The sequence below is a fragment of the Nocardia takedensis NBRC 100417 genome, from assembly GCF_000308695.1.
Lineage (GTDB): Bacteria > Actinomycetota > Actinomycetes > Mycobacteriales > Mycobacteriaceae > Nocardia > Nocardia takedensis.
Window position 1 is genome coordinate 15093 of record NZ_BAGG01000056.1, and the last position, 23717, is coordinate 38809.

General features: G+C 69.7%; 27 protein-coding genes. 18 read left to right on the forward strand and 9 right to left on the reverse strand.

The features are described 5' to 3' along the window. Window positions 1–93 precede the first annotated feature (93 nt). Complete coding sequence (locus tag ON30_RS11470) at window positions 94–630, reverse strand: phenolic acid decarboxylase (protein ID WP_157183695.1); 537 nt, start codon at window positions 628–630, stop codon at window positions 94–96. Between the two features lie 146 nt (window positions 631–776). Between ON30_RS11470 and ON30_RS11475 the strand changes: the two genes are divergently transcribed. Further along, entirely contained in the window at window positions 777–1103 is a 327-nt protein-coding gene (locus tag ON30_RS11475) for a hypothetical protein (protein ID WP_040706475.1), read from the forward strand. Here ON30_RS11475 and ON30_RS11480 read toward each other — a convergent pair. Both ON30_RS11480 and ON30_RS39025 read right to left on the reverse strand, forming a co-directional pair. Continuing rightward, window positions 1080–2351, reverse strand: a complete 1272-nt coding sequence (locus ON30_RS11480; RefSeq protein ID WP_040706476.1) for a PucR family transcriptional regulator — start codon at window positions 2349–2351, stop codon at window positions 1080–1082. The genes ON30_RS11475 and ON30_RS11480 overlap by 24 nt on opposite strands. 146 nt (window positions 2352–2497) lie before the next feature. Then, window positions 2498–2662 carry a hypothetical protein gene (locus ON30_RS39025; RefSeq protein ID WP_157183696.1) on the reverse strand — a complete coding sequence of 55 codons (165 nt, stop codon included), beginning with the start codon at window positions 2660–2662 and terminating at the stop codon, window positions 2498–2500. A 323-nt stretch (window positions 2663–2985) separates the two neighbouring features. On the opposite strand from ON30_RS39025, the gene ON30_RS11485 reads away from it, so the two are divergent. From ON30_RS11485 to ON30_RS11500, 4 genes are read left to right on the forward strand one after another with little or no spacing between them, the layout of a single operon-like run. Next, a complete protein-coding gene (locus ON30_RS11485) occupies window positions 2986–3384 on the forward strand; it encodes a TOBE domain-containing protein (RefSeq protein ID WP_040706507.1) in 399 nt (132 codons plus the stop codon). Between the two features lie 2 nt (window positions 3385–3386). After that, entirely contained in the window at window positions 3387–4196 is an 810-nt protein-coding gene (modA, locus tag ON30_RS11490; RefSeq protein WP_051029197.1) for a molybdate ABC transporter substrate-binding protein, read from the forward strand. After that, window positions 4193–5005: a molybdate ABC transporter permease subunit gene (gene modB / locus ON30_RS11495; RefSeq protein WP_040706477.1), complete on the forward strand. Its 813-nt coding sequence runs from the start codon at window positions 4193–4195 to the stop codon at window positions 5003–5005. The genes modA and modB overlap by 4 nt, the downstream gene beginning before the upstream one ends. Further along, window positions 5002–6051 carry an ABC transporter ATP-binding protein gene (locus ON30_RS11500; RefSeq protein ID WP_040706478.1) on the forward strand — a complete coding sequence of 350 codons (1050 nt, stop codon included), beginning with the start codon at window positions 5002–5004 and terminating at the stop codon, window positions 6049–6051. The genes modB and ON30_RS11500 overlap by 4 nt, the downstream gene beginning before the upstream one ends. Before the next feature lie 26 nt (window positions 6052–6077). On the opposite strand, the gene ON30_RS11505 is transcribed toward ON30_RS11500, so the two are convergent. After that, window positions 6078–6785, reverse strand: a complete 708-nt coding sequence (locus ON30_RS11505) for a PucR family transcriptional regulator (RefSeq protein WP_051029198.1) — start codon at window positions 6783–6785, stop codon at window positions 6078–6080. A 256-nt stretch (window positions 6786–7041) separates the two neighbouring features. On the opposite strand from ON30_RS11505, the gene ON30_RS11510 reads away from it, so the two are divergent. Genes ON30_RS11510 through ON30_RS11525 form a run of 4 tightly spaced genes read left to right on the forward strand, consistent with a single transcriptional unit; the run spans window position 7042 to window position 11470 of the window. Beyond that, window positions 7042–7710, forward strand: coding sequence for a GntR family transcriptional regulator (locus tag ON30_RS11510; protein ID WP_040706479.1), 669 nt, complete (start codon window positions 7042–7044; stop codon window positions 7708–7710). A 56-nt stretch (window positions 7711–7766) separates the two neighbouring features. Beyond that, window positions 7767–9155, forward strand: a complete 1389-nt coding sequence (locus tag ON30_RS11515; protein WP_040706480.1) for an allophanate hydrolase — start codon at window positions 7767–7769, stop codon at window positions 9153–9155. Next, window positions 9152–9844, forward strand: a complete 693-nt coding sequence (locus tag ON30_RS11520) for a cysteine hydrolase family protein (RefSeq protein ID WP_040706481.1) — start codon at window positions 9152–9154, stop codon at window positions 9842–9844. Before ON30_RS11515 ends, ON30_RS11520 begins: the two co-directional genes overlap by 4 nt. Before the next feature lie 9 nt (window positions 9845–9853). Then, a complete protein-coding gene (locus ON30_RS11525) occupies window positions 9854–11470 on the forward strand; it encodes a SulP family inorganic anion transporter (RefSeq protein WP_051029199.1) in 1617 nt (538 codons plus the stop codon). A 43-nt stretch (window positions 11471–11513) separates the two neighbouring features. Here ON30_RS11525 and ON30_RS11530 read toward each other — a convergent pair whose 3' ends face one another. Both ON30_RS11530 and ON30_RS39030 read right to left on the reverse strand, forming a co-directional pair. Next, the gene (locus ON30_RS11530) at window positions 11514–12017 is read right to left on the reverse strand and encodes a hypothetical protein (RefSeq protein WP_040706482.1); all 504 of its coding nucleotides are present in this window, start codon (window positions 12015–12017) and stop codon (window positions 11514–11516) included. 3 nt (window positions 12018–12020) lie between these two features. Then, on the reverse strand, window positions 12021–12197 hold the full coding sequence (locus tag ON30_RS39030) for a hypothetical protein (protein WP_157183697.1): 177 nt from the start codon (window positions 12195–12197) through the stop codon (window positions 12021–12023). A 331-nt stretch (window positions 12198–12528) separates the two neighbouring features. Here ON30_RS39030 and ON30_RS11535 point away from each other — a divergent pair, with 331 nt between their 5' ends. The 3 genes from ON30_RS11535 to ON30_RS11545 all read left to right on the forward strand — a co-directional run bounded on the left by ON30_RS11535 (window position 12529) and on the right by ON30_RS11545 (window position 17254). Then, window positions 12529–14148: an amidohydrolase gene (locus tag ON30_RS11535; RefSeq protein ID WP_040706484.1), complete on the forward strand. Its 1620-nt coding sequence runs from the start codon at window positions 12529–12531 to the stop codon at window positions 14146–14148. 73 nt (window positions 14149–14221) lie between these two features. Beyond that, entirely contained in the window at window positions 14222–15625 is a 1404-nt protein-coding gene (locus ON30_RS11540; protein WP_040706485.1) for an amidase, read from the forward strand. A 96-nt stretch (window positions 15626–15721) separates the two neighbouring features. Continuing rightward, window positions 15722–17254, forward strand: coding sequence for a DHA2 family efflux MFS transporter permease subunit (locus ON30_RS11545; RefSeq protein WP_040706486.1), 1533 nt, complete (start codon window positions 15722–15724; stop codon window positions 17252–17254). Window positions 17255–17326: 72 nt separating this feature from the next. Here ON30_RS11545 and ON30_RS11550 read toward each other — a convergent pair whose 3' ends face one another. Beyond that, entirely contained in the window at window positions 17327–17773 is a 447-nt protein-coding gene (locus tag ON30_RS11550; RefSeq protein ID WP_040706487.1) for a type II toxin-antitoxin system Rv0910 family toxin, read from the reverse strand. A gap of 160 nt (window positions 17774–17933) precedes the next feature. Here ON30_RS11550 and ON30_RS11555 point away from each other — a divergent pair, with 160 nt between their 5' ends. The 6 genes from ON30_RS11555 to ON30_RS11580 all read left to right on the forward strand — a co-directional run bounded on the left by ON30_RS11555 (window position 17934) and on the right by ON30_RS11580 (window position 22398). Further along, on the forward strand, window positions 17934–18479 hold the full coding sequence (locus ON30_RS11555; protein WP_040706488.1) for a YceI family protein: 546 nt from the start codon (window positions 17934–17936) through the stop codon (window positions 18477–18479). A gap of 435 nt (window positions 18480–18914) precedes the next feature. Beyond that, window positions 18915–20414 (forward strand): ATP-binding protein, encoded by a 1500-nt coding sequence (locus ON30_RS36050; protein WP_245554004.1) that lies wholly within the window; start codon window positions 18915–18917, stop codon window positions 20412–20414. Beyond that, on the forward strand, window positions 20411–20839 hold the full coding sequence (locus ON30_RS11565; RefSeq protein WP_040706489.1) for a roadblock/LC7 domain-containing protein: 429 nt from the start codon (window positions 20411–20413) through the stop codon (window positions 20837–20839). Before ON30_RS36050 ends, ON30_RS11565 begins: the two co-directional genes overlap by 4 nt. Continuing rightward, window positions 20836–21186 (forward strand): DUF742 domain-containing protein, encoded by a 351-nt coding sequence (locus tag ON30_RS11570; protein WP_040706491.1) that lies wholly within the window; start codon window positions 20836–20838, stop codon window positions 21184–21186. The genes ON30_RS11565 and ON30_RS11570 overlap by 4 nt, the downstream gene beginning before the upstream one ends. Continuing rightward, on the forward strand, window positions 21161–21766 hold the full coding sequence (locus tag ON30_RS11575; protein ID WP_040706493.1) for a GTP-binding protein: 606 nt from the start codon (window positions 21161–21163) through the stop codon (window positions 21764–21766). Before ON30_RS11570 ends, ON30_RS11575 begins: the two co-directional genes overlap by 26 nt. 134 nt (window positions 21767–21900) lie before the next feature. Next, window positions 21901–22398, forward strand: coding sequence for a PaaI family thioesterase (locus tag ON30_RS11580; RefSeq protein ID WP_040706494.1), 498 nt, complete (start codon window positions 21901–21903; stop codon window positions 22396–22398). Window positions 22399–22462: 64 nt separating this feature from the next. Here the strand turns inward: ON30_RS11580 and ON30_RS11585 are convergent, their stop codons facing one another. Both ON30_RS11585 and ON30_RS11590 read right to left on the reverse strand, forming a co-directional pair. After that, the gene (locus ON30_RS11585) at window positions 22463–23305 is read right to left on the reverse strand and encodes an acyl-ACP desaturase (protein ID WP_040706495.1); all 843 of its coding nucleotides are present in this window, start codon (window positions 23303–23305) and stop codon (window positions 22463–22465) included. 14 nt (window positions 23306–23319) lie between these two features. After that, on the reverse strand, window positions 23320–23679 hold the full coding sequence (locus tag ON30_RS11590; protein WP_444543692.1) for a class I SAM-dependent methyltransferase: 360 nt from the start codon (window positions 23677–23679) through the stop codon (window positions 23320–23322). Window positions 23680–23717: the final 38 nt, after the last annotated feature.

The window sequence follows — 23717 nt, forward strand, 5'->3', positions numbered from 1 at the left end:
GTCCAGTCTGCACCCGCCCGCGAGCTCGCGTCAAGGCGAAACGTCTTGTGTGGCGAGCAATTCCGGGTGAACTGTCTGCGACGGTGTGATCGGTCAGCTCGTCCGATCCGCGTAGTCGCTGGGCAGTTTGCCGGGCGCGCGGTCGATGACGGTGTCGTCGTTCTGTTCGCGGGTGGTCAGGAAGGTGATCCGGCCCGTGGAGACGATCATGGTGAGCGGGTAGATCGGGCCGCGGTCGCGGGCGGCCTCGAGTTCGGGCACGACGTCCTGGTAGCGACCCATGGCGATGTCCGGGTATTCCAGCAACCACTGCGGGTAGACGACGGTGGTGTGCACGACGCGACTCGTCAGGCGGGCGAGGGCGACGGCGGTGATGCCGGTCGGCTCGATCCAGGCGAGTTCGTACAGGTCGTCGGTCAGGTGGGCGATCTTGGCGGGCTGATCGACCGACCAACTGCCGAACATCGGCCCCATCAGGCAGCGGAAGGCGATGGTGTGCGCGTTACGGATGTAGATCTCGTATTTCCACCCGTTGTCGTAGACGACGATCAGGTGCAGTCCCAGGATGGGCTCCAGGCCCGGCGGCGTGCGCGGCGCGGCCTCGATCCGGTCGGTCGGCTGCGCGCTCATCGGTTCCCCTTTCGCGCGGTCCGGGTGGGGTGCGGCACCGTGGCGAACGGCCCGCACCACCCAAAATAGTCGACGGCTATCCGACTGTGCGGTTTGTTGCCGATCATGTGCTGAGACGAGTAACCGACCGACTAGTATTCGCAAATATGTTCGAGTACTGGAACGACGACTTCTCCTCGTCGCTCCGGCGGGTGATCGACCCGCCGGAGCCGGTACTGGTCGACCTGGGCCTGGCGCTGCCCGTGCCGGGACACGCCCCGCACACCGCCGCGCCGACCATGCGGGTCAAAGCGGGCGGACTGCACGTCACCGGACGTGTGCCCGGCCTGCTCTACGCGTGGGCGCGCACCACCGACGGCAACTGGCTCGGACTCGTCGGGTTCGCCATCGCCACCGGCAACCGGCGCGGCCGCGTCGAGGTCAGGCAGTGGTGCGTGGCGCAGGCGTTGTCACGGGCGCGCGGGCGGCGCTAGCGCGGGTGTCGAGGCGCGGCTGCCGGGTTGCTGATAGCTGCGCGCGACGATCGCCGCCCGCAGGTACCACAGCCCCGACGCCTCCGCCGGGTCGAAACCGGTCAACTGGCCGATGCGCTTGAGTCGGTAGTCGACGGTGTTGGTGTGCACGTGCAGCGCCCGCGCCGTGCGCTGGCGATTGAGGTTGTTGGCGATGTGGCGGTGCAGGGTCTCGAACAGTTCCGGGTGCTCGTCGAGCGGGTCGAGGATGGTGCGCAGCCGTTCCAGACCCGGTCCCGGCCGGGTGAGCTGGTACTCGAGGGCCAGGTCGTCGAAGCGGTAGAGACCGCGCACGCAGTGCAGTCGCTGCACCATGTCCAGCAGTTCGTGGGCCTGATCGGCCGCGGTGGGGATCTGCGGGGTGGGCGCCTCGACCAGCGTGGCGGTGATCGGGACCTGCCCCGCCCGCGACAACTGCTCGACCAGATGGTCCAGCGCTTCGTCGGTGAGCAGTCCCGCGGGCAGCAGGACCGTGCCGCCGTCGACGCTGAGCAGCGACAGCACCCGCTCGCCGCACCGGGTGCCCAGTTCGGCCTGCACCCGACGCAGTTTGCGGCGCGCGACGACCTTGCCGTCCAGGCGGGTGTCGCGCTCCTCGGGGTGCGGCGGAATCGCCACGGCCAGCACCGTGTAGGCCGGGGCGATCTCGATCCCGCACTCGCGCGCCATCGTGGAGGTGGCGTGGCCGCCCAGCAGCGCCGAGGTCAGGGTGTGCGCGGCGGTGTGGTGCTCGCCCGCGACCGCCCGCAGTTCGCGCACGTAGGCGTAGGAGACGGTGGAGGTGATGATGTCGAGGATCTCCAGCAGTCGCCTGCTCACGAATTTGAGGCTGTCGAAATCCGCGGGGGTCGCATCCGCGAGGATCAGGTCGAAGCCGAGTTTGAACCCTTCGTGCACGGCGTGGTGGATCGTGTCGATCGGGATGCCCTCGCGCGCCCAGCCCTCCGCGCCGACCCGCAACTGCTGGGTCTTCTCCGGGATGTCGGCGCCGTCGAGCATGCTGACCGCGATCTCGAGGCAGGTCCGGGTGATGGCCGTGACGTCGCCGTCCAGTGCCTCGCCGGGCAGGGTCCGGCACGGGACCACGTTCTCGATGAAGTGACCCACCATCCTGCGCGAGAGCGCGCGGACATCCTTGAGTGACGAGGTCACCGGCTGTCCCGAGACGATCATTTCCGGGTGGGCAGTACCGCCGCCGCCGATGGTCATCCTGACTCCTTCCATCCGCATGTGGCGAAGCACATCACGGTAACGCGGTGCTGTCCTCGGTTTCGGGACGCCGCAACGCTTCTGGATTTTGTCGAAACGACCTCGGAATCGACTGTGAAGGATCACAGTCGACCGGCGTGAGCGGCTCAGCGGGCCGGTTCGGCGGCGTGCACGGCCTCGATCACGGCCAGGGCCAGCTCGAATCCGGCCTTCAGGACCGCGTCGGGATCGCGGGGACGACCGCCGCGCGCCCGCGCGGTTTCGCTGCTCCGGGCCGTGGCGCGGTCCGGGTCCTGCGAGCCCGTACCCATGGCATTCCCTGATCCTCGTGGCCGGTTCGTCCTCGATCCGACACTACGTCGCGCGCCCGGCTCGCACCGGGCGGCGGCCGGGATTCATGACCGGAGCGAATCATCGGGCGACATCTTTGTGAAGGTTCCCTACATTCGCCCGCCGGCGAACGCACTCTGCGGCCGGTCGTGCGGTGAGGCCGCTGTCACCGTTCGGCAACTGCGGAGAAAACGGCGAGAAATAGACGCGGATGAGGATCTGTCCGTTCTGTCGATCGGCATCCGAGGATAGGCTGTCCCCAGCCGGACAAGGGCGGCTCGTCGCGCGGAGGAAGGTGGGATCGGTGTCGGATCTGCGGATCAGCGAGGCCGCCGCGTTGCTGGGGGTCAGCGACGACACGGTGCGCCGGTGGATCGATCAGGGTCGGCTGCGCGCGATCCACCTCGACAACGGTCGCAAAGGGATCAGCGGCGTCGAACTCGCGCAGTTCCTGCGCGCCAACGCCGAGGCGCCCGACCCCGGCGTGACGGTCGCGGCCTCGGCGCGTAATCGCCTGCGCGGCATCGTCACCCGCGTGGTCAAGGACACCGTGATGGCCCAGGTGGAGATGCAGGCCGGACCGTTCCGGCTGGTCTCGCTGGTGAGCCGGGAGTCGGTCGACGAACTGGGTCTCGAGGTCGGCAGCATCGCGGTCGCCTCGGTGAAGTCCACCCATGTCGTGGTGGAGGTTCCGGAAGGATGAGGATGACTGTGTTCGACAAGGCCCGCGCGGCGGCGTTCGACAGGACCCGCGTGGGGGCCGTCGTGGCCGCCGTGGCGCTGACGGTCGCGGGCTGCGGCTCCGACGAGGAGACCGGGTCCGCGCCCGCGGACGGACTCTCGGGCACGGTGACGGTCTTCGCGGCGGCGTCGCTGACCGAGACCTTCACCGAACTCGGCAAGCAGTTCGAGGCCGCCCACCCCGGGGTGAAGGTCGTCTACAGTTTCGCGGGCAGTTCCGCGCTCGCCGAACAGATCGACCAGGGCGCGCCCGCCGACGTGTTCGCCTCGGCCGCGCCGAAGAACATGCGGCAGGTCGCCGACAAGGGCGAGCTGAACGGCACGCCGGTGGTGTTCGTGCGCAACCGACTCGAGATCGCGGTGCCCAAGGGCAACCCGGGCAAGATCACCGGATTGGCCGACTTCGGCAAGACCGAGCCGAAGATCGCGCTGTGCGCCGAACAGGTGCCGTGCGGCGCGGCCGCGAAGACGGTGTTCGAGACGGCCGGGATCACCCCGCAACCCGACACCCGCGAACAGGACGTCAAAGCCGTGCTGACCAAGGTCACCCTCGGCGAGGTCGACGCCGCGCTGGTGTACCGCACCGACGTCGACGCCGCCGGGGACAAGGTCGAGGGGATCGAGTTCCCCGAATCGGCGAAGGCGGTCAACGACTACCCGATCGCGGCGTTGAAGCAGGCGACCAACGCCGCCGCCGCGGCGGCCTTCGTCGAATTCGTCACCTCCGACGAGGCCGACCCGGTCTTCGCCGCCGCGGGATTCGACACTCCGTGAGCGACCGCGCGCGGCGGCGAGCGGTGCGCGGGCGGCGACCGCTCGCGCTGCTGCTCCCCGCCGTGTGCGGACTCGCCTTCCTGGTCGTCCCGCTGGTCGGGCTGCTGCTGCGCGCCCCGTGGGCGAGCATGCCGCAGCGGCTGTTCAGCGCCGAAGTGGGTGAGGCGCTGCGACTTTCGCTGGTGTGCGCGAGCGCGGCCACGGTGATCTGCCTGGTGCTGGGCATTCCGCTGGCCTGGCTGCTGGCGCGCGCGGAGTTGCCCGGTCGCGGCTTGATCCGCGCGCTGGTCACCGTGCCGCTGGTGCTGCCGCCGGTCGTCGGCGGCGTGGCGTTGCTGCTGGTGCTCGGCCGACGCGGGCTGATCGGGCAGTACCTGGACCGCTGGTTCGGCGTCTCGCTGCCGTTCACCACCGCCGGGGTGATCGTGGCCGAGGCGTTCGTCGCGATGCCGTTCCTGGTGATCGCGGTCGAAGGGGCGTTGCGGTCGGCCGATCCGCGCTACGAGGAAGCCGCGGCCACCCTCGGCGCGAGCCGCTGGTACACCTTCCGGCGGGTCACGCTGCCCTCGGTCCTGCCGGGCGTCGTGGCGGGCGGCGTGCTGTGCTGGGCGCGCGCGCTCGGCGAATTCGGGGCCACGATCACTTTCGCGGGCAACTTCCCGGGCCGGACCACCACCATGCCGTTGGCGGTCTATCTCGCCCTGGAGACCGACCCGGACGCCGCGATCGTGCTGAGTCTGGTGCTGCTGGCGGTGTCGGTGGCGGTGCTGGTGACCTTGCGGGAACGCTGGATCCGAGGTGCGGTGTGAGCCTCGAGGCCGACGTGCGGGTCACCCGCGGCGAATTCGCGCTGGACCTCCCGCTGAGCATCGCGCCGGGTGAGGTGGTCGCGCTGCTGGGCCCCAACGGCGCGGGCAAGACCACCGCGCTGCGGGTACTGGCCGGCCTGCTCGCGCTGACCGACGGGCGGGTGCGGGTCGAGGACCAGGTGTGGGACGCGCCGCCTTCGGTGTTCGTCCCCGCCGAAGCGCGGCGCGTCGGGGTGGTGTTCCAGGACTACCTGCTGTTCGGACATCTCTCCGCGCTGGACAACGTCGCCTTCGGGTTGCGCGCGCGCGGACAGCGGCGCGCGCCCGCGCGCGAGCGTGCCGCCGCGTGGCTGGACCGCGTCGGCCTGCTCGACCGCGCGGCGCATCGACCCGGCGCGCTCTCGGGCGGGCAGGCGCAGCGCGTCGCGTTGGCGCGAGCGCTGGTCACCGACCCGCGTGTGCTGCTGCTGGACGAACCGCTGGCCGCCCTCGACGCGGGAACCCGCGCGCAGGTGCGCACCGACCTGGTCGGCCACCTCGCGGAATTCCCCGGCTACACAGTGCTGGTCACCCACGATCCGCTCGACGCGATGGTCCTCGCCGACCGCCTGATCGTGCTCGAACGCGGTGCGGTGGTGCAGCAGGGGACCCCCGCCGAGGTGGCGGCGCGCCCGCGCTCGGACTACGTCGCCGAGCTGATGGGCCTGAACCTGTATCGCGGGACCGCCGACGGCACGACCGTGCACCTGGACGGCGGCGGAACCCTGCACGTGGTCGAACCCGCGCACGGCCGGGTCCACGTGGCCTTCGCGCCCCGCGCGGTCGGGGTGCATCCGCACCGGCCCGAGGGCAGTCCGCGCAACGTCTGGCCGGTGACCGTCGCCGGGATCGAGCAGCACGCCCACACCATCCGGTTGCGTCTGGACGGCGCGCCCGGTGTGCTCGCCGACGTGACGCCGGAAGCCGTCGCGGAGTCCGGTCTGCGGCCGGGGCAGCGGGTGTGGGCGGCGGTCAAGGCGACCGAGACCCGGTCCTACCCGGCCTGAGCGAGCGCGGGCCGGGTAGCCGATCGTCAGTGCCGCGAGGTGGGGGATCGCTCGTCGTCCCCGATGTCGACGCCCGTGCGGGCGACCAGCGCGGAGTGCAACCGCCACAGGTCCGCCGGGCGGGTGGGCTCGAGGCCGGTGAGGCGGGCGATGTCGCCGAGGCGGGTGGTGATCGCGCCGCGCGGCAGGTTCATCGCGCGGGCGGTGGCGTTCGGGTCGCCGTTGGCGCGGAAATAGTGGCTCAGTGTGGCGGCCAGTTCCGGGCGCAGCGGCGCGACGGTGGCGGCGAGTAGGTCGCGGGCGCGGCTGGGGCGGGTCAGCTGGTATTCCAAGGCCAGGTCGCGGAAGCGGTAGAAGCCGGGACCGCGCCCGAGGGCTTCGGCGAGGGTGAGCAGTTCGCGGGCCTGGTCGCGGGCGGTGGCGAGATCGCCGAGGGCGGCGTGCACGGCGGTGACCAACAGGCGCGGGCCCGCCGCCGCGGCGGCCGCGTGCACGACGGCGTCGAGGTCCTCGGCGGCGACCGCGTGGTCGGGGATCACCACGGTGTCGGCGTGGGCTTCGGTGACCCCGCAGCGGTGTTCGAGTTCTTCGCGGAACCGTCCGGGCCGCGTGTCGCCGCGCCAGGCGTCGGCGGGACGGAAAGCCAGGACGTGGCAGGCGGATCCGGCGGCGAGGGCCATACGCGAGCGCGCGGCGCGGTGGTCGTGCAGGGCGGCGGACAATTCGGACACCATGGACGACGTACTCCTTCGGCAGATTTCGCGCCCGCGAGGTCCGGCGACGGTGGTGGTCAGGGCTCGATCACGGCGGTGAGCACCCCGATTCCCGCGGGCGTTCCGACACGTCGATACTGGAGAAAACATAGTCACATCCACGGTGGTATCGCCAGGGAAACGTGATTACTCCAATGGAACCGTGCCTCACTTCGTGAGAATGCACAGTCGCGTTCGCCCGCCCACCCCGCGCGCCGGTCTTCGTACACTCGTTTACATGACTTCGCGGATGAAGACCAGTGTGCTTCCGCCGAGTCTGGTGGATCTGGCGAGTGGGCACGTACGTGCCCGGGTGTTGAGCGGGGAGCTCGAGCCGGGGGAGCGGATCGTGGAGGAGACGGTGTGCGCGCGGCTCGGGATCAGTCGGGCCCCGGTGCGCGAGGCGCTGCGGTTGCTGGCGCAGGAGGGGCTGGTCGAACATCTGCCGCGGCGGGGATTCCGGGTGCAGGTGTGGTCGGGGTCCGACATCCTGCAATTGTTCGAGCTGCGCCGGGTGCTGGAGCGGCACGCGATCGAGAGCGCGCTGCCGTTGCCCGCCGACGGTGACCCGTTCGCGCGGGTGCGCACGGCGTTGGAGCGGATGCGGGCCGCCGACGCCGCGGAGGATTCGCTGGCCCGCGACGACGCGCACCACCACTTCCACCTCGAGGTGGTGGCCTTGGCGGGCAACCGGCAGTTGGATCTGGCCTACGCCCCGATCCTGTTGAAATTGCAGTTGCCGATGGCGCGCAATCTGCGCGAGGAGGCGCGGGTGGCCGCGCGGCGCAACGGCATCCGCAGGCACGCGGAGTTGTTGGAGGCGCTCGAAACCAACGATCCCGAGGTGGCCTGCACCGCGCTGCGCCGCCACGGCGAGCTGACGTATCTGAATCTGGATATCTGCTAACACAGCGGATACACGGGGAGACCTCGGCCTTCACACATTCTGTCGACAATCGACAGATGCTGAATCCAGGGCCGACGGTGGCGGAGATCCTCACCTCGCACGAAAGCGGCAGCGGCGCACCGACGACCACGGCGGCGCGGGTCGCCGACGCCATCGCCGCGCGCGGGGACGACGGCACCTGGATCACCCCGGTCCCGCGCGAACGGTTGCTGGCCGACGCGGCGGAGATCGAACGCAGGCCGGGCGCGCGCACGCTCCCGCTCTACGGCGTGCCGTTCGGGGTGAAGGACAGTATCGACGTCGCGGGTTGGCCGACGACCCTGGCCTGCCCCGACTACGCCTACACCGCCACCACCACCGCGCCCGCCGTGCAGCGACTGCTCGACGCGGGCGCGCTGTTCGTCGGCAAGACCAATCTCGACCAGTTCGCCACCGGACTCAACGGCACCAGGACTCCGTACACCGTGCCGCGCAGCGTCTTCGGCGGCGACCTGATCTCGGGCGGGTCGAGTTCGGGATCGGCGTTGGCGGTCGCGCTGGGCCAGGTCCCGTTCTGCGTGGCGACCGACACCGCCGGTTCGGGACGGGTGCCCGCGGCGCTCAACGGCATCGTCGGCTGGAAGCCCTCGCGCGGTCTGATCAGCACCGTCGGCCTGGTGCCCGCCTGCGAATCGCTGGACTGCCTGACGCTCATGGCGACCCGGATCGAGGATCTGGACCGGGTTTTCGACGTGATCGCCGCACCGGACCTGGACGATCCCTGGAGTCGGGCGCGCGGACCGCGTCACGCGGGCGCGACGATCCGGGTGGGCCTGCCGCCGGAAGCGGAGTTGGACTTCTTCGGCGACGAAGTGCTGCGCGCCGCGCACCTGGGCGTGCGCGACCGGATCGGCAGACTCGGGTTCGAGCCGACGCCCACCACCCTGCGGCCGTTCCTGGACGCGGGCGAACTGCTCTACCAAGGTCCCTGGGTGGCCGAACGACTGGTGGTGTTCGGCGACTTCCTCGCCGAACGGCCCGATTCCGTCCTGCCGGTCATCCGCGAGATCCTCACCGGCGGACAGCGCTTCGACGCGGTGGACGTCTTCCGGGCCCAGCACACGCTGCAACGGCTGCGCGCGGTGGTCGCGCGCACCTGGGAGCACGTCGACGTCCTGGTCGTCCCGACGATCGGCACCACCTTCACCGTCGACCAGGTGCTGGCCGATCCGATCGCGACCAACACGATCCTCGGGCACTACACCCATTTCGGGAATCTGCTCGACCTCACCGCGGTGGCCGTGCCGATGGGTCTGGCCGGTGACGGGCGTCCGGTCTCGGCGATGGTCTTCGGACCCGCCCTGGCCGACGACACCGTGCTGGCCGCGGCCGCCCGCCTCCTCGACGAGCCGCGCCCGCACGGGGCGCACGACGAAATCCGGCTCGCACAGAAAGAACGAAGATGACCGCAGTCCAGCAGATTCCGGCGCGCCCGGACCCCTTCTCCTTCGACCCGGCGACCACCGCGCTGCTGGTGATCGACATGCAGCGCGATTTCCTACTACCCGGCGGATTCGGTGAGAGCCTGGGCAACGACGTCGGATTGCTGCGCACCGTCATCGAGCCGTTGGCGGCGCTGATGGCCGCGGCCCGCGCGGCGGGGGTGCCGGTCATCCACACCAGGGAAGGACATCTGCCCGACCTGTCGGACTGCCCGCGCGCCAAACTCGAACGCGGCAACCCGTCCCAGCGCATCGGCGACGAAGGGCCCTACGGCCGCATCCTGATCCGCGGCGAATACGGACACGACATCGTCGACGAACTCGCCCCCGAACCGGGGGAGACGGTGATCGACAAACCTGGCAAAGGCGCGTTCTACGCGACCGAACTGGCCGCGGTGCTGGCCGCGGCGGGCATCGAAACCCTGCTGGTCACCGGTGTGACGACCGAGGTGTGCGTGCACACCACCGTCCGCGAGGCCAACGACCGCGGCTACGAATGCCTGGTCGTGGCCGACTGCGTCGGCTCCTACTTCCCCGAATTCCAGCGCGTCGGACTGGACATGATCGCCGCGCAGGGCGGCATCTTCGGCTGGGTCGCCGACTCCGCCGCCGTCCACGCCGCCCTGACTCCCGCCACCGCCACCACCGCCTGAGGAACCACCATGTCCGTCGACACCGCCCCGGCCGACAAGGCCGAACCCGCCAGACCGCTGCGCCTGCCGTGGTGGACCCGCGGCGACACCAACGCCTTCTTCGGCCTGTCCTTCAACATCCTGGTCAATGTCCTGACCCTGACCACCCTGTCCATCGCGGTGGTGAAGATCCCCAGCGGCGACGTGCTCGGCACCGTGCTGCCCGCGCTCGGCATCGCCCTGGTCCTGGGCAATCTCTACTACATGGTGCTCGCGCGCAGGCTGGCCCGGCGCGAAGGGCGCGACACGGTCACCGCGCTGCCCTACGGGCCGAGCGTGCCGCACATGTTCATCGTCGTGTTCGTGGTGATGCTGCCGATCTACCTGCGCACCGGAGATCCGTTGCAGGCGTGGTCGGCCGGGCTCGCGTGGGCGTTCATGATCGGCGTCATCGTGATGATCGGCGCGTTCGTCGGTCCGTTCATCCGCCGGATCACCCCGCGCGCGGCCATGCTCGGCACCTTGGCGGGCATCTCGATCACCTTCATCGCCATGCGTCCGGCCGCGCAGATGTGGGAGGCGGCCTGGATCGGTCTGCCCGTGCTGGCGATCATCCTGATCGGCTTCTTCACCGATGCCAAACTGCCGGGCAACATTCCGGTCGGTCTGGTGGCGCTACTGGTCGGCACCGCGATCGGCTGGATCGGCGGCTACATGTCCGCGCCGGATGTGTCCCAGGCCGTGCGGGACATCGCGCTCGGACTGCCGGATCTGCGTCTGGACCTGCTGTTCGACGGATTGGGCGACCTCGCGCCGCTGTTGGCGACCGCGATACCGTTGGGCGTCTACAACTTCACCGAGGCGATGAGCAACGTGGAGAGCGCCGCCGCCGCGGGCGACAACTACAACCTGCGCAGCGTGCTGCTCGCCGACGGATTCGGCGCGGTGATCGGGTCCGGCTTCGGTTCGCCGTTCCCGCCCGCCGTCTACATCGGCCATCCCGGCTGGAAGGACGCGGGCGGGCGCACCGGGTACTCACTGGCCTCCGGCGTCGTCATCGGCGTGATGTGCCTGTTGGGATTGTTCGGTGTGCTCGCCACGATCCTGCCGATCCCCGCGATCGTGCCGATCCTGCTCTACATCGGCCTGCTGATCGGCGCGCAGGCGTTCCAGGCGGTGCCGCGCCTGCACGCGGTGGCGGTGGTCGCCGCGCTGCTGCCCAACCTCGCGGAATGGGCGGTGGGCCAGATCGACAACGCGCTCAGCGCCGCGGGCACCACCGCGGAGAAGGTCGGCGCGGAGGCGTTCGGGCAGGCGGGCGTGGTCTACGACGGGTTGAAGACGCTCGGGTCCGGCGCGGTGCTGGCCGGTCTGGTGCTCGGCGCCATCGTGACCTTCATCCTGGACAAACGCTTCTACGCCGCGGCCGCCGCCTCGGGCGTGGGCGCGGTGCTGAGCTGGATCGGCCTGATCCACGCGGCCGAGGTCGACTGGGCGGCCGCGCCGCAGGTCGCGCTGGGCTACCTGTTCTTCGGGGTGGTGTGTCTGGGCTACGCGCTGCTGCCGGGCGCACGCGAGAAGTCACCGGAGGACCGGACGCCGCCGGAACCGGGGAAAGACCCCGAGAACGACGGCGTCACAGCCTGATTCGGTCCGACCGCACGAACGGCGGCGACCCGCCGGAGACCGCTCACTCCGGCGGGTCGTCCGCGCGTTCGCCGTGCTCGTGATCGGCGCAGCGCCGATCGATCTCGCTGCCGATGCGCGCGTGGGCGTCGTTGAGCGCGTCGCCCAGCGCGGCCGCGTACTTCTGCGCGTCGCGGAACCGGTGGGCGGTCCACACGGCGTCGATCCCGCCGAGAGTGCCCGCCGTCGCGCACTCCTGGGCCCACCGACCCAGCAGCCAGTACAGCCTGCGCTGCTCGTAGGCCATATCGGTGAGCGCGCAGACGAATTCGTAGCGCCGGTCCAGATCCGCCGAATCCAGATGGCCCGAATGTTCCACGGCGTCGGTGAGATAGCGCCCGACCGTCGACATCACCTCGACGGCCGCGGCCACCCGCGCCGGGGGATAGGACCAGCCCTGATCGGTGAAGAAGGACATCGCCTCGGCGGCGGCGCTCGCGCACGCGCGGTCCTCGGCGGTCAGCGGTCGCGTCACCGCGCCGTCCAGATCCTCGTCACGCTCGCCCATGCCTCAGCCCGCCTGCCGGGCGGGGATGTCCCAGAACTCGACCACGGCGGGGATCTCGACGGTATCGGCCAGCGGATCGACTCGTAGTCGCGCGATGAACTCGTCGATGGACGCGTATCCGGCGCGGGCGATACTCGCCAGCAATCGTTGTGCCGGTGTGCCTACCTCGATACCGCTCATGGTGGTCCTTATCGGAAGCGTCGGCGAGATCGCTGTGCCGGCCAGGTGGGAGTGCGGTAGGAAGACTCCACCCCTCCCACCTGACCCGCTCAGCGACGACGGGTGCGTCGGGGGCCACGCGACCCGTCCTGCAACCCCGGGGTTACCGAGGTGGACCCACCGTATGCCACAGGGTTGCCATCCCGGGCCGGTTCGGGAGAAGTACACATTCTCGTGACCTGTCCGCGACCAACCACCGGGATCATCTATGCGCTAGGGTCCTGGACGACCGAACAGAGTTACCGCACGGCACACAATCGCAGGTTCGCTCCCGTCTCCCGCGGAGGTTCCGATGAGCAAGGCCGACATGATCTTCACCGGCGGAAGCGTCCTCACCGTCGATCCCGACCATCCCGACGCGAGCGCGGTCGCGGTGACCGGCGACCGGATCACCGCGGTGGGCGGCCCGGAAGTGCTCGACGCGCGCGGTCCCGACACCGAAGTCATCGATCTCGACGGCGGATGTCTGATGCCGGGATTCGTGGAGGCGCACACCCATCCGACCCAGGAGCAGATGCTCTACTCCGACGCGGTGGTCGACATCCGGCCCGTCACCACCTGCCCGACCGCCGAGCAGGCGCACGCGACGATCCTGCGCACCCTCGCCGACGCGCCCGCGGGCAAACCGGTCATCTTCTACGGCCTGGACCTGTTGTTGCAGAACGGGTTTCCCGAACCTACCCGCGCCTGGCTGGACGAGCTGGGCCGGGACCGGCCGATCGTGATCTGGCAGAACTCCGGCCATCTCGCGTACGCGAATTCGGTCGCCCTGCACAACGCCGGTCTCGACGGCGACACGCCCGACCCGGTGGGCGGTTCCTTCGAGCGCGACGCGCACGGCGTGCTGACGGGGCGGGTGTGGGAGGCGCCCGCCGTGCTGGCCGTGGTCGCGCCGATCCTGCTCGACGAACTCGGCACTCCCGAACTGCTGGCCCGTCAGCAGGCCGATCTCGCCTCGCGCGGGGTGACGCTGTGCAGCGACATGGCCTTCTCCGACCAGATGCGCCCGGTCACCGCCGAGTTGTACCGGCAGGGGCGCGCCAAGGTCAGGATGCGGGTCTACGAGATGTCGACCGCCGACGGGATCACCTACTGTCCCTTGGACAACGGCGACGACATGTTCCGTCAGATCGGCATCAAGGTGTGGCTGGACGGGTCGCCGTGGATCGGCAACATCGACACCTCCTTCCCCTACCTGAACACCGCGGCCACCGCGGCGCTGGGCTTGGGCCACGACCATCGCGGACACGCCAATTACACTCCCGAACAACTGCTCTCGATCGTGCGCGCCTACTATCCGCCGGGCTGGCAGATGGCCTGCCACGTGCACGGCGACCTCGGCGTGGACACCGTCCTGGACGTCTACGAACAGGTCCTGACCACCTATCCGCGCCCCGATCACCGACTGCGCCTGGAACACTGCGGCGCGATGACGACCGAGCAGTTCCGCCGCGCGGCCCGCCTGGGCGTGACGTGCAGCCTGTTCGTGGACCACCTCTACCACTGGGGTGACGTGCTGGTCGACGATCTGTTCGGCGCGGAGCACGGCGCGCGCTGGGTGCGCACGAAGTCGGCGGTGGATTCGGGCATGCCGATCTCGTTCCACAACGACGCTCCGGTGACCGAGGAGGAACCGCTGCGCAATATGGCCGCGGCGGTGACGCGCCGATCGCGTTCGGGGCGGGTGCTGGCCCCGGAGGAGCGGATCACCCTGGACCAGGCGATCCGCGCCCAGACCGTCGACGCCGCCTACCAGTTGTTCGCCGACGACGTCACCGGGTCGATCACGCCCGGCAAGTACGCCGACCTGGTTGTCCTGGACCAGGATCCGCGCGCGGTGCCGCCGGACGACCTGCCCGGGATCGGCGTGCGCGCCACCTTCCTCGGGGGTACGCCGACCTTCGGCGGATGAACACGAGCGAGCGGTAGGCTCGACCGACCGGGTGACCGGAACCCAGCGACGGACGAGGTGGATCGAGAGACGGATGGACCAGCGGCAGATCCTCGGCGCGAGCGTGACCGACCTGCGCGCGCTGCTCGACGGCGGCGCGGTGTCGACGCGGGAACTGATCGAGGCCACGCTGGCGGGCATCGAGGCCGCCGCCGACCTGCGCGCGTTCACCCGGGTTCTGGGCGAGCGGGCGCGCGCCGAGGCCGACGAACGCGACCGGCAGCGCGCCGCCGGAGCCGAACTCGGTCCGCTGCACGGCATTCCGGTCGCCGTGAAGGCGGAGATCGACGTCGCGGGCGTGGTCACCTCCTTCGGCACGCGGGCCAACCGCACGCCCGCCGCGGCCGACGCCGAAGTGGTCCGGCGGTTGCGGGCGGCGGGGGCGATCGTGGTCGGCGTCACCGCCATGCCGGAATTCGGGCAGTGGCCGTTCACCGAGTCCAGCACCTTCGGGATGACCCGCAATCCGTGGGAGCGCGGGCACGGGACCGGCGGGTCCAGCGGCGGTTCGGCCGCGGCGGTGGCGGCGGGGTTGGTGCCGGTCGCACTCGGCGGCGACGGCGGCGGTTCGATCCGCATCCCGGCGGCCTGCTGCGGGCTGTTCGGCTTGAAACCGCGGCGCGGCAGACTCTCCACCGCGCCGCATCCGCATCTGTGGTGGGCACTGGGCGTGGTCGGCCCGCTGACGGCGACCGTGCTGGACAGCGCGATCGTCCACGACGCGATCCGGGGGACGACGGCGACGGACCGCTTCACCGCGCCGGAGCCGATCATGTCCTTCACCGAAGCGGTCCGCCGCCGCGACCGGGTCCTGCGCATCGGCTACAGCGTCGTCTCGCCGGTGCCCGCGGTGCGGCCCGACCCGGAGAACGTGCGCGCGGTGCGCGAGACCGCCGCGCTGCTGGCCGAACTGGGCCACACCGTCGAGGAGATCGACCCGGACTATCCCGACCCCTCGGCGGCGTTCTTCCCGCAGTTCTTCGGCGGGGTCCGGGCCGAGGCGGAGTCGGTCGAGGACCCGGGCGCGCTCGAACGGCGCACCCGGCAGGTGCTGCGGATGGGGGCCTGGGCGCGCTCGGCCGTCGTCGAGTGGGGGATCCGGCGCGGGGAGGCGGTGGCGGCGAAGGGCGACCGCCTGTTCGCCGACCACGACCTGCTGCTCACCCCGACGATCGCGCCGCGACCGCCCGCGCTCGGCGTCCTCGACGGCGCGGGCGCGGTGCGGGCCCTGCTGGCGGCGGCGCCGATGGTCGCCTACACCGCGCTGTGGAACGTCACCGGGCATCCCGCCGCCTCGGTGCCCGCCGGTCTCGGCGCCGACGGGTTGCCCTCGGCGGTGCAGTTGATCGGTCCCGCCGACGGCGAGACCGTCATCCTGTCGGTCGCCGCCCAACTCGAGGCGGCCCGCCCGCCCGTGCGCGCCTACGACGCCGGGTGAGCGAAGCGGACCCGTCGATGCGCGGGCCGCAAGGCCATGATGCGCCGGAGCGGCCCGTCGCTGGTTTCTTCGGCGTGGAAATGAAAAGGTCAAGCGGTGACACTTCCTCCGGATAACACGGCTCCCGCCGTCACCAGCGACAAGCTGGACGCGCGGGTCTTCAAGGTGGCCGGTGTTGTCGTGCTCGGTGCGATCATGTCGATTCTCGACATCACCGTCGTCACCGTCGCGATCCCCACCTTCCAGGTCGAGTTCGACACCAGCTACGCGATCGCCGCGTGGACCATGACCGGCTACACGCTGGCACTGGCCACCGTCATCCCGTTGACAGGCTGGGCGGCCGACCGATTCGGCACCAAACGCCTCTACATGGCGGCGTTGACGTTCTTCGTCCTCGGCTCGCTGCTGTGCAGCACGGCGTGGAACATCGAGTCGTTGATCGCCTTCCGCGTGCTCCAGGGCATCGGCGGCGGCATGCTGATGCCGCTGGGCATGACGATCATGACCCACGCCGCGGGCCCCCAGCGGGTCGGTCGAGTCATGGCGGTGCTGGGCGTGCCGATGCTGCTCGGCCCGATCGGCGGCCCGATCCTGGGCGGCTGGCTGATCGACGCCTTCAGCTGGCACTGGATCTTCCTGATCAACCTGCCGATCGGCGTCGTCGCGCTGGTGCTGGCCTTCGTCGTGTTCCCCTCCGACAGCCCGGAGCCCTCGGAGTCCTTCGACTTCCTCGGCATGCTGTTGGCCTCACCGGGTCTGGCGCTGTTCCTGTTCGGCGTCTCCTCGATCCCGGAACAGGGGACGGTGGCCTCGGCGCGGGTGCTGATCCCGATCGCGGTCGGCGTGGTCCTGCTGGTGCTGTTCGTACTGCACGCGCTGCGCACCGAACATCCGCTCATCGATCTGCACCTGTTCCGCAACCGCGCGCTCACCTTCTCGGTGATCACGATGGTGCTCTTCGCGATCGCGTTCTTCGGCGCCGGTCTGCTGCTGCCCAGCTACTTGCAGCAGGTGCGCGGGGAATCGGCGCTGGCCGCCGGTCTGCTCATCGCGCCGCAGGGGCTGGGCGCGATGCTGACGATGCCGATCGCCGGACGTTTCGTCGACAAGGTCGGTCCGGGCCGGATCGTGCTGGTCGGCGTCGCGCTGCTGACGGTGGGCATGGTGTTCTTCACCCAGTTGGCCGCCGATACGCCGTACTCGATCCTGCTGGTCGCGCTGTTCATCCAGGGTCTCGGCATGGGCTGCACGATGATGCCGATCATGACCGCGGCGATCCAGACGCTGACCCACGCGCAGGTGGCCCGCGGTTCGACGCTGATGAACATCGTCAACCAGACCTCGGGCTCGATCGGTACCGCCGCGATCTCGGTGGTGCTGACCAACCTGTTGACCGACCAACCGCTGGCCGGGGCCGCGATCGCCTCCCGCGTCGATCCGACGGTGGCCGAGAAGCTGCCTCCGGGCAGCATCGAGACCGGTCTGGACCAGGCGGCCCAGGCCTTCGGCAACACCTACATCGTGGCGGTGGTGCTGATCGCGCTGACGTTGATCCCGGCGTTCTTCCTGCCCCGCGGCAAGCCGAAGAATCCGGAACTCACCGACGCGCCCGCCGTGATGGCGCACTGACCGTACCGACCGATTCGAACGCCGGAGGCCGGGTCCGCAGCACGCGGGCCCGGCCTCCGGTCGTCTCGTGGGTCAGGCTCCGGGCTCCACGGCGTAGAGGGCCACGAACTTGTCCAGCGAGCGTTCGATGTCGCCGCGGATGGCGCGGGCCACGCCCGAACCGATCGGGCCGAACAGCGGCGCGCCGCCGAGTTCGATGTCGACGGTGACCTCCGAACCGTCGCCTTTCGGCGCGACCCACAGGTCCAGGCCCAGTTTGGTGCCGCCTTTACCCGCGCCGCTCAGGGCCAGCCGATGCGGGGGTTCGGCCTTGCGCACGGTCCAGGTCACCCGGTTGCGCAGTCCTTTGACGGTGGCGACGCCGACCAGCGTGGTGCCGACGGTCAGTTCGGCGGGCACCTCCCCGCGCCATGCCTCGTGCATGGTCAGCCAGCGATCGAGTTCGGCCAGGTTGGATGTGTGCGTCCACGCCTGTTCCGGGGGGAGTGGAACATCCACCGACACCTTCAGCTTTGCCATGCCGGCATGGTATCCGGTACCGCCGGTCTTGGTAATCGTCGCCGGAGTCGCGGGCCGGGCCTGAATGTGTCGTCTGTCACACTGGAAATCTTCGGACCGGGCGCAGTGTTGGATAGGTTGCCACATCAACCAATAATTGTCTCGACGCGGAGGAGCGACAATGACCACCTCGATCACCCTGACCCCCGGAACCTGGGCCATCGACCCCGCGCACTCGCTGGTCGGATTCAGCGTGCGCCACCTGATGGTCAGCAAGATCCGCGGACGCTTCACCGACTTCGAGGGCAAACTCGTGGTGAACGAGGACGGCACCGCCTCGGCCGAGGCCGAGATCCGCGTCGACTCGGTGACCACCGACAACCCCCAGCGCGACGCGCACCTGCGCACCGCCGACTTCTTCCACACCGAGCAGCACCCCACCGCCACCTTCCGCTCCACCGGTTTCCGGCCCGACGGCGAGGATTTCGTGGTCGAGGGCGACTTCACCTTCCACGGCGTCACCAAGCCGGTCTCGCTGAAGGTCGAATTCCTCGGCGTGAATCCCGGGATGGGTAATGGACCGGTCGCCGGATTCAGTGCCGAAACCGTGGTCAGCCGTCGTGATTTCGGTGTCGATATCGATATGCCGCTGCCCGACGGCGGCGGTGTGGTGATCGGCGACAAGATCACCCTCACCCTCGAAGTAGAGGTCGGCTTGCAGTCCTGACCTCAGGTTTCCGGTTATCGGCCGGGGCCCGCCGAATGCGGCGGGCCCCGGCCGATTTCGAATGTCGGACAGCGGGCGAGTACGGTCGGGAATTCCGTTCGGAACGACTTCTTTCCGGTCTTCCCGGTTGCATCATGGCATTGCCCGAGTAACTGCTAGGGTGGGCGGGTCGTCGGGTTCGGGCCGCGTCTGATCGCCTGTCCCGCAGGCGCTGTGCGGCCCCGGCCGACGACGACTCACGCCTCCGGTCGCCGCTCTCCGCAGGTACCGGCACCTCCGTACGGAGGGGTGGCCCGACCGCGGCGTGGGCAGGTCGCGATGCTCGACCGGCAATGTTCGACACGTGTTCGGAAGGTGAGACGGAGTTCGGTGGCAGCAGGCTATGGGTTTGGACGCGGACCGTAGGCCCGGGGTTCTCGACGTGGATCGAAGCAGGTGACAACGAGAGAACTGGTGAATGTGGATATCGCCGTAATACTGCCGTGGACCATCGCCCTCGCCCTCGTCCTCGCGGCGGCGGTGTACGCGGTGACGATCACGAGACGTCAACGCGAGCGCATCGACGAGCTGACCGCGAGACAGAGCGCCTACGAGGCCGCCATCGAATCCTTCGCGGTGACGACCATGCCCGCGACCACCGAGGCGGTCCGCCGCTTCGACATCACCCCGCCCGCCTTCGAAGTGCCGGTCGGCCTTCAGGATTCGCGCTTCGGGCAGGCGCTGCGCTGGATCGCCGAACGCTACGACGGCGACCTGCGACTGGTGCAGTCCGAGATCCGCGAGATGGTCGCCAGGGAAGCCGACGAGCAGGTCCGCCGCGCCGTCGAGCACACCGAGTCCAGTGTGCGCACCGAGGTCACCTCCGGCGCGCGCGAGGCCACCAGCGGCGCGGTCCGCTCCTTCGGCACCTCCGTGGTGAGCCTGGGCGCCGACGTCAGCCAGGTGGTCAGCGCGGCGCTGCGCGAACACCGTGACGACGAGGTCTACGCGACGCTGACCCGCATCGACCACACCGTGCAGCAGATGATCCGCCAGGCGCAGTCCTACGTGATCGTCTGCGGTGGTCTGCCCGGTCGCCGCTGGCCCGCCCAGACGCTCACCGACGTCGTCGGCGGCGCGATCGGCCGGGTGCGCGACTACCTGCGGGTGCGCCCGAACCAGTTGGACCGCGTGGTCATCAGCCGCGCCGTGGAACCGCTGGTGCACACCCTGGCCACCCTGCTCGACAACGCCCTGCGCTACTCCCCGCCCACCTCCTTCGTCGATGTGGGCTTCCAGAGCGGTCACCACGGCGTCACCGTCATCATCGACGACGCGGGCGTGCGGATGAACGCCGAGCAGATGGAGGAGGCCAGGCAGATCCTGGCGGGCGAGCGGCCCACCGACATCCACCAACTCGGTCCCGCCCCCAAGGTCGGCTTCCCCGGCATCGCCGCGCTGGCCCGCCGCTACGGCTTCACCGTCTACATAGACGGCCCCAACGCCTACGGCGGCATGCGCGCCATGGTCTACGTCCCCGAGGCGCTGTTGTCCGCGCCGCTTCCCGTCGACGAACCCGCAACACCCGCCGAAACGGTCGTGCCCGAGCAGGTCCTGGTACCCGCCGCGCCCGAACCGGTCAGACAGGAGAGCGAATTCGCCGTGCACGACATCACCAGTGGAGGACTGCCCAAGCGCAGAAGGCGTGTGGTCGCGCCCGCCTCCACCGCACGTCCCCGCAGCACCCGATCCGACGCGACCGCCACCGCCCCCGGCAGGCCCGATATCGCCGCCGCCTGGCAGACCGGTTCGCGCAGCGGCCGCGCCGCCGCCGCGGACAGCGCCGAATTCGGCAGCCTGGCGGGCGCCTCGGACGGCAGAGACGATGTCAGTAGTAGCGATGTCAGGAAAACCACGGCGAGCGACCACACGGAAGGGACGACAACACCGTCATGACCACACCGAACACTGTCAACGACAGTAGTAACAAGCTGGGTTGGCTATTGGAGGATCTGAGCGTTCCCGGCGTCCGATTCGCGGTGCTGCTGTCCGACGACGGGTTGCGGATCGCGCACTCGGCCGGGATCAGCCGCGACGACGCCGAGCGTTTCGCGGCGGCGGCCTCCGGATTGCGGTCGTTGGGCAAGGCGCTGGGCGAGTTCTGCGGGGGGCCGCAGACGGGAATACGCCAGAACGTCACCGAATACGACGACGGGATGATCTTCATCACCGCGGCGGGCGACGGTGCGCTGCTGGGCGTCTCCACCACCGCCGAGATCGACGTCAGCCTCATCGCGCACCGGATGAACGAGCTGGCCGCCCGCGTGGGCACCGAACTAGGAAGTATGTCGCACCGGAGAGCCGATAGCGACCGGCGATGAGTCGACCCCGCCGCGATCCCGACCTGGTGCGCGCCTACGTGCGCACCGGCGGTCGTTCGCGCGCTTCGCGCGAACTGGATTTGGTCACGCTGGTCGTCGTCCACACCGATCCGACGCCGGGTATGGCGCCGGATGCGGTGCGGGTGATGAATCTGTGCAGCCGCCGCGGCGCGCTGTCCGTCGCCGAGATCGCCGCCTACCTGGATCTGCCGCCGTCGGTGGTGAAGATCGTGGTGGCCGACCTGATGGACAGCGAGCATCTGGTCTGTCCGACCCCGGCCGAGAACCTGCCGGAGATCGCCCTGTTGGAGGAGGTACTCAATGGGCTCCGTGCTCTCCCGGCCTGAGCGCACCGTCGACTATGTGCCGGAGACGGTGACCCGCTCGGTGAAGTTGTTGGTCGCCGGGAATTTCGGGGTCGGGAAGACCACGTTCGTCAGCAGCGTGTCCGAGATCCGGCCGCTGCGCACCGAGGAGACGATCACCGAGGCCAGCGTCGGCATCGACGACATGGCCGGTCTGCCGGGTAAGCAGCAGACCACCGTCGCCATGGATTTCGGCCGCATCACGCTGAATCCGCAGTTGGCGCTGTATCTGTTCGGCACGCCGGGCCAGCAGCGTTTCGTCCCCCTGTGGGAGGAGCTGGCCCGGGGTGCGCTCGGCGCGCTGGTGCTGGTGGACACCCGGCGCATCGAGAAGGCCGACGAAGTGTTGTCGGTACTCGAGGAGCGCGAGGTGCCCTACGCGGTGGCGGTCAACCAGTTCGACGGCGCGCAGACCTATCCGCTCGCCGAGATCAGGGACGCGCTCGATCTCACCCCGGACACGCCGCTGACCGCGCTGGATGCCCGGCACCGCGGCACCTGTCTGCAATCGTTGATCACCCTGGTGGAGTTCCTGTTCCGCAGAGTCGAGGCCCGCCAGTAGCTCGATTGCCAACGTCGATCGCGCCAATCGAATGCTCGGGCCGCGCGGCGGCGGGGCGGGTCATGGGTCAGCGTTGAGGTGCCGTCGCCCTCGCACGGCGAACTCGGCAAGCGATCCAGCAGGGAGGCAGACCCATGACCAGCGCCACGACCAACGGTTCCGAGGCTACCGACGCCGCGCCGTCCACCGATTCCGCCGTCGACCGGCGGGTGAGCGAGTTGACCGCGGTGTTCGAGCGCGGACTGCGCGAGAACCTCGGGGTCGGCGCGTCGCTCGGCATCCGTTTCGAGAGTGCGGGCGACGGGGTCACCCGCTACTACCTCGACCCGAATCCGGCCACCATCAACGCGATGTTCACCGTGCACGGCGGCGTGCTGGCCACCCTGATGGACACCGCCATGGGCAGCGCGGTCTTCACCCGTCTCGGTGACGGGATCGCCTACACCACCCTGGAACTGAAGCTGAACTTCATCCGTCCGGTGACCCTGGACGGCAGCAGGCTGACCTGCGACGCCGAGGTCGTGCACTTGGGTCGGCGCACCGCGACCGCCGAGGGCAAGATCACCGACGCCAACGGCAAGCTCATCGCGCACGGCTCGACCACCATCCTGGTCCTGCACCCGGGCAGCTGAGACGACTTCGGCCGGCCGGGTCATTGGACCCAGCCGGCCGAAATGCGTTCTCGGGCGGTAGTTCTCAAGCGACGGTGCGGCACCGGTCGATGAAGCGGACCAGTTCGTCCACCCGATCGGTGCGCGCGTCCACCGCGCGGTCGATGACCTTGACCAGGTGTTCGTAGGCTTCGGTGTGGTCGTAGTCGGCGACGTCGGCGATCTTCAACGCCCACCGCCAGTAGCCGCGCATGGTGTCGGCCAGCGGCATCCGGAAAGTGGCGATCACCTCGCGGATCGGTTCCACGACGTTGTCGCCGTGCACCCGCAGGTAGCGCCCGACGACATCGGCCATGAAACTGAAATGCCTTGCCTCGTCCCGGGACAGCCGCGAGAGCACCGCGCCCAGCACCGGATCGCCCGCCACCTCCCGCAGATGCTGGTAATACATCTGGGTCGCCTTCTCCTGCACCAAGGCATAGGCGAAGAACTGCACCGGATGCTCGTAGGGCAGGTCGAAGGGCCGCTGCCCCTCCACGGCCAGTTCCGTGCGCAGCGCGCCGCGTTCGGCCATGCCCGAGGCTTCCTGGTAGCGCGTCAGCGCGCGGGCGTGGGTGTCCTCCTCGAGCGCCCACCGCACGGTGAAGTGGTACAACTCGCGGTTGTGCACGAAAGTGGCCGCGTCGACGCTGTCATCGGTGGGGAAGTAGCGGTGATACACGTCGAAGTAGCCCGGCAGGTGGTCCTCGATCAGCGTGACGAACTGCACCGCCGAACGCTGGCCCTCGGTGAGCAGGCCCGCGTCGGCGCGGTCCCAGTCGAAGGCCGTCTCCACATCCCAGGCCCGCGCGGCGGGGGAGGCCGCCAGGAAGCCGTCCACGGCTTCGGCGACCTCCGCCACGGGGATCAGTCCGGATTCGATGTCCATCTCGGTCCTCGGTGTCATCGGCGGTTGCGGCACACCAGCGCGTAGTGCTTGGTGGTGTAACCCCAACCCGCGTTGGCGATCTCCAGGTAGTGGCGCAGCTTCGCGGCCAGTCCGGGACCGTGGGCGTCGATCGCCTCGGCGTTGGCCTCGACGTTGGCGATCCAGTCCTCGATGGTGCGGCGGTAGTCGTCGGTGAGGTCGTCGACCGAGGCGATCGAGAACCCCGCGCCCTCGGCGGCGACGATCAGATCCGACAGCGGACGCAGATCACCCCAGCCGAAGATGTCCTCGCGCACGAAATCGGTGCCGGTGCGGCGCGCGAAATCGGCGTGGATGGCGGCGTTGCGGAAGCAACTCTCCGAGACGTAGAGCATGCCNCCGCGGCGCAGCACGGACTTGGCGCGGCGGAAGA

What these genes read in the sequence shown, in the direction of transcription:
- ON30_RS11470 (WP_157183695.1), bottom strand. Translation starts at nt 630, where the DNA reads ATGAGCGCGCAGCCGACCGACCGGATCGAGGCCGCGCCGCGCACGCCG.
- ON30_RS11475 (WP_040706475.1), top strand. Translation starts at nt 777, where the DNA reads ATGTTCGAGTACTGGAACGACGACTTCTCCTCGTCGCTCCGGCGGGTG.
- ON30_RS11480 (WP_040706476.1), bottom strand. Translation starts at nt 2,351, where the DNA reads ATGACCATCGGCGGCGGCGGTACTGCCCACCCGGAAATGATCGTCTCG.
- ON30_RS39025 (WP_157183696.1), bottom strand. Translation starts at nt 2,662, where the DNA reads ATGGGTACGGGCTCGCAGGACCCGGACCGCGCCACGGCCCGGAGCAGC.
- modA (WP_051029197.1), top strand. Translation starts at nt 3,387, where the DNA reads ATGACTGTGTTCGACAAGGCCCGCGCGGCGGCGTTCGACAGGACCCGC.
- ON30_RS11505 (WP_051029198.1), bottom strand. Translation starts at nt 6,785, where the DNA reads ATGGTGTCCGAATTGTCCGCCGCCCTGCACGACCACCGCGCCGCGCGC.
- ON30_RS11510 (WP_040706479.1), top strand. Translation starts at nt 7,042, where the DNA reads ATGACTTCGCGGATGAAGACCAGTGTGCTTCCGCCGAGTCTGGTGGAT.
- ON30_RS11515 (WP_040706480.1), top strand. Translation starts at nt 7,767, where the DNA reads ATGCTGAATCCAGGGCCGACGGTGGCGGAGATCCTCACCTCGCACGAA.
- ON30_RS11520 (WP_040706481.1), top strand. Translation starts at nt 9,152, where the DNA reads ATGACCGCAGTCCAGCAGATTCCGGCGCGCCCGGACCCCTTCTCCTTC.
- ON30_RS11525 (WP_051029199.1), top strand. Translation starts at nt 9,854, where the DNA reads ATGTCCGTCGACACCGCCCCGGCCGACAAGGCCGAACCCGCCAGACCG.
- ON30_RS11530 (WP_040706482.1), bottom strand. Translation starts at nt 12,017, where the DNA reads ATGGGCGAGCGTGACGAGGATCTGGACGGCGCGGTGACGCGACCGCTG.
- ON30_RS39030 (WP_157183697.1), bottom strand. Translation starts at nt 12,197, where the DNA reads ATGAGCGGTATCGAGGTAGGCACACCGGCACAACGATTGCTGGCGAGT.
- ON30_RS11535 (WP_040706484.1), top strand. Translation starts at nt 12,529, where the DNA reads ATGAGCAAGGCCGACATGATCTTCACCGGCGGAAGCGTCCTCACCGTC.
- ON30_RS11540 (WP_040706485.1), top strand. Translation starts at nt 14,222, where the DNA reads ATGGACCAGCGGCAGATCCTCGGCGCGAGCGTGACCGACCTGCGCGCG.
- ON30_RS11550 (WP_040706487.1), bottom strand. Translation starts at nt 17,773, where the DNA reads ATGGCAAAGCTGAAGGTGTCGGTGGATGTTCCACTCCCCCCGGAACAG.
- ON30_RS11555 (WP_040706488.1), top strand. Translation starts at nt 17,934, where the DNA reads ATGACCACCTCGATCACCCTGACCCCCGGAACCTGGGCCATCGACCCC.
- ON30_RS11565 (WP_040706489.1), top strand. Translation starts at nt 20,411, where the DNA reads ATGACCACACCGAACACTGTCAACGACAGTAGTAACAAGCTGGGTTGG.
- ON30_RS11570 (WP_040706491.1), top strand. Translation starts at nt 20,836, where the DNA reads ATGAGTCGACCCCGCCGCGATCCCGACCTGGTGCGCGCCTACGTGCGC.
- ON30_RS11575 (WP_040706493.1), top strand. Translation starts at nt 21,161, where the DNA reads ATGGGCTCCGTGCTCTCCCGGCCTGAGCGCACCGTCGACTATGTGCCG.
- ON30_RS11580 (WP_040706494.1), top strand. Translation starts at nt 21,901, where the DNA reads ATGACCAGCGCCACGACCAACGGTTCCGAGGCTACCGACGCCGCGCCG.
- ON30_RS11585 (WP_040706495.1), bottom strand. Translation starts at nt 23,305, where the DNA reads ATGGACATCGAATCCGGACTGATCCCCGTGGCGGAGGTCGCCGAAGCC.
- ON30_RS11590 (WP_444543692.1), bottom strand. Translation starts at nt 23,679, where the DNA reads ATGCTCTACGTCTCGGAGAGTTGCTTCCGCAACGCCGCCATCCACGCC.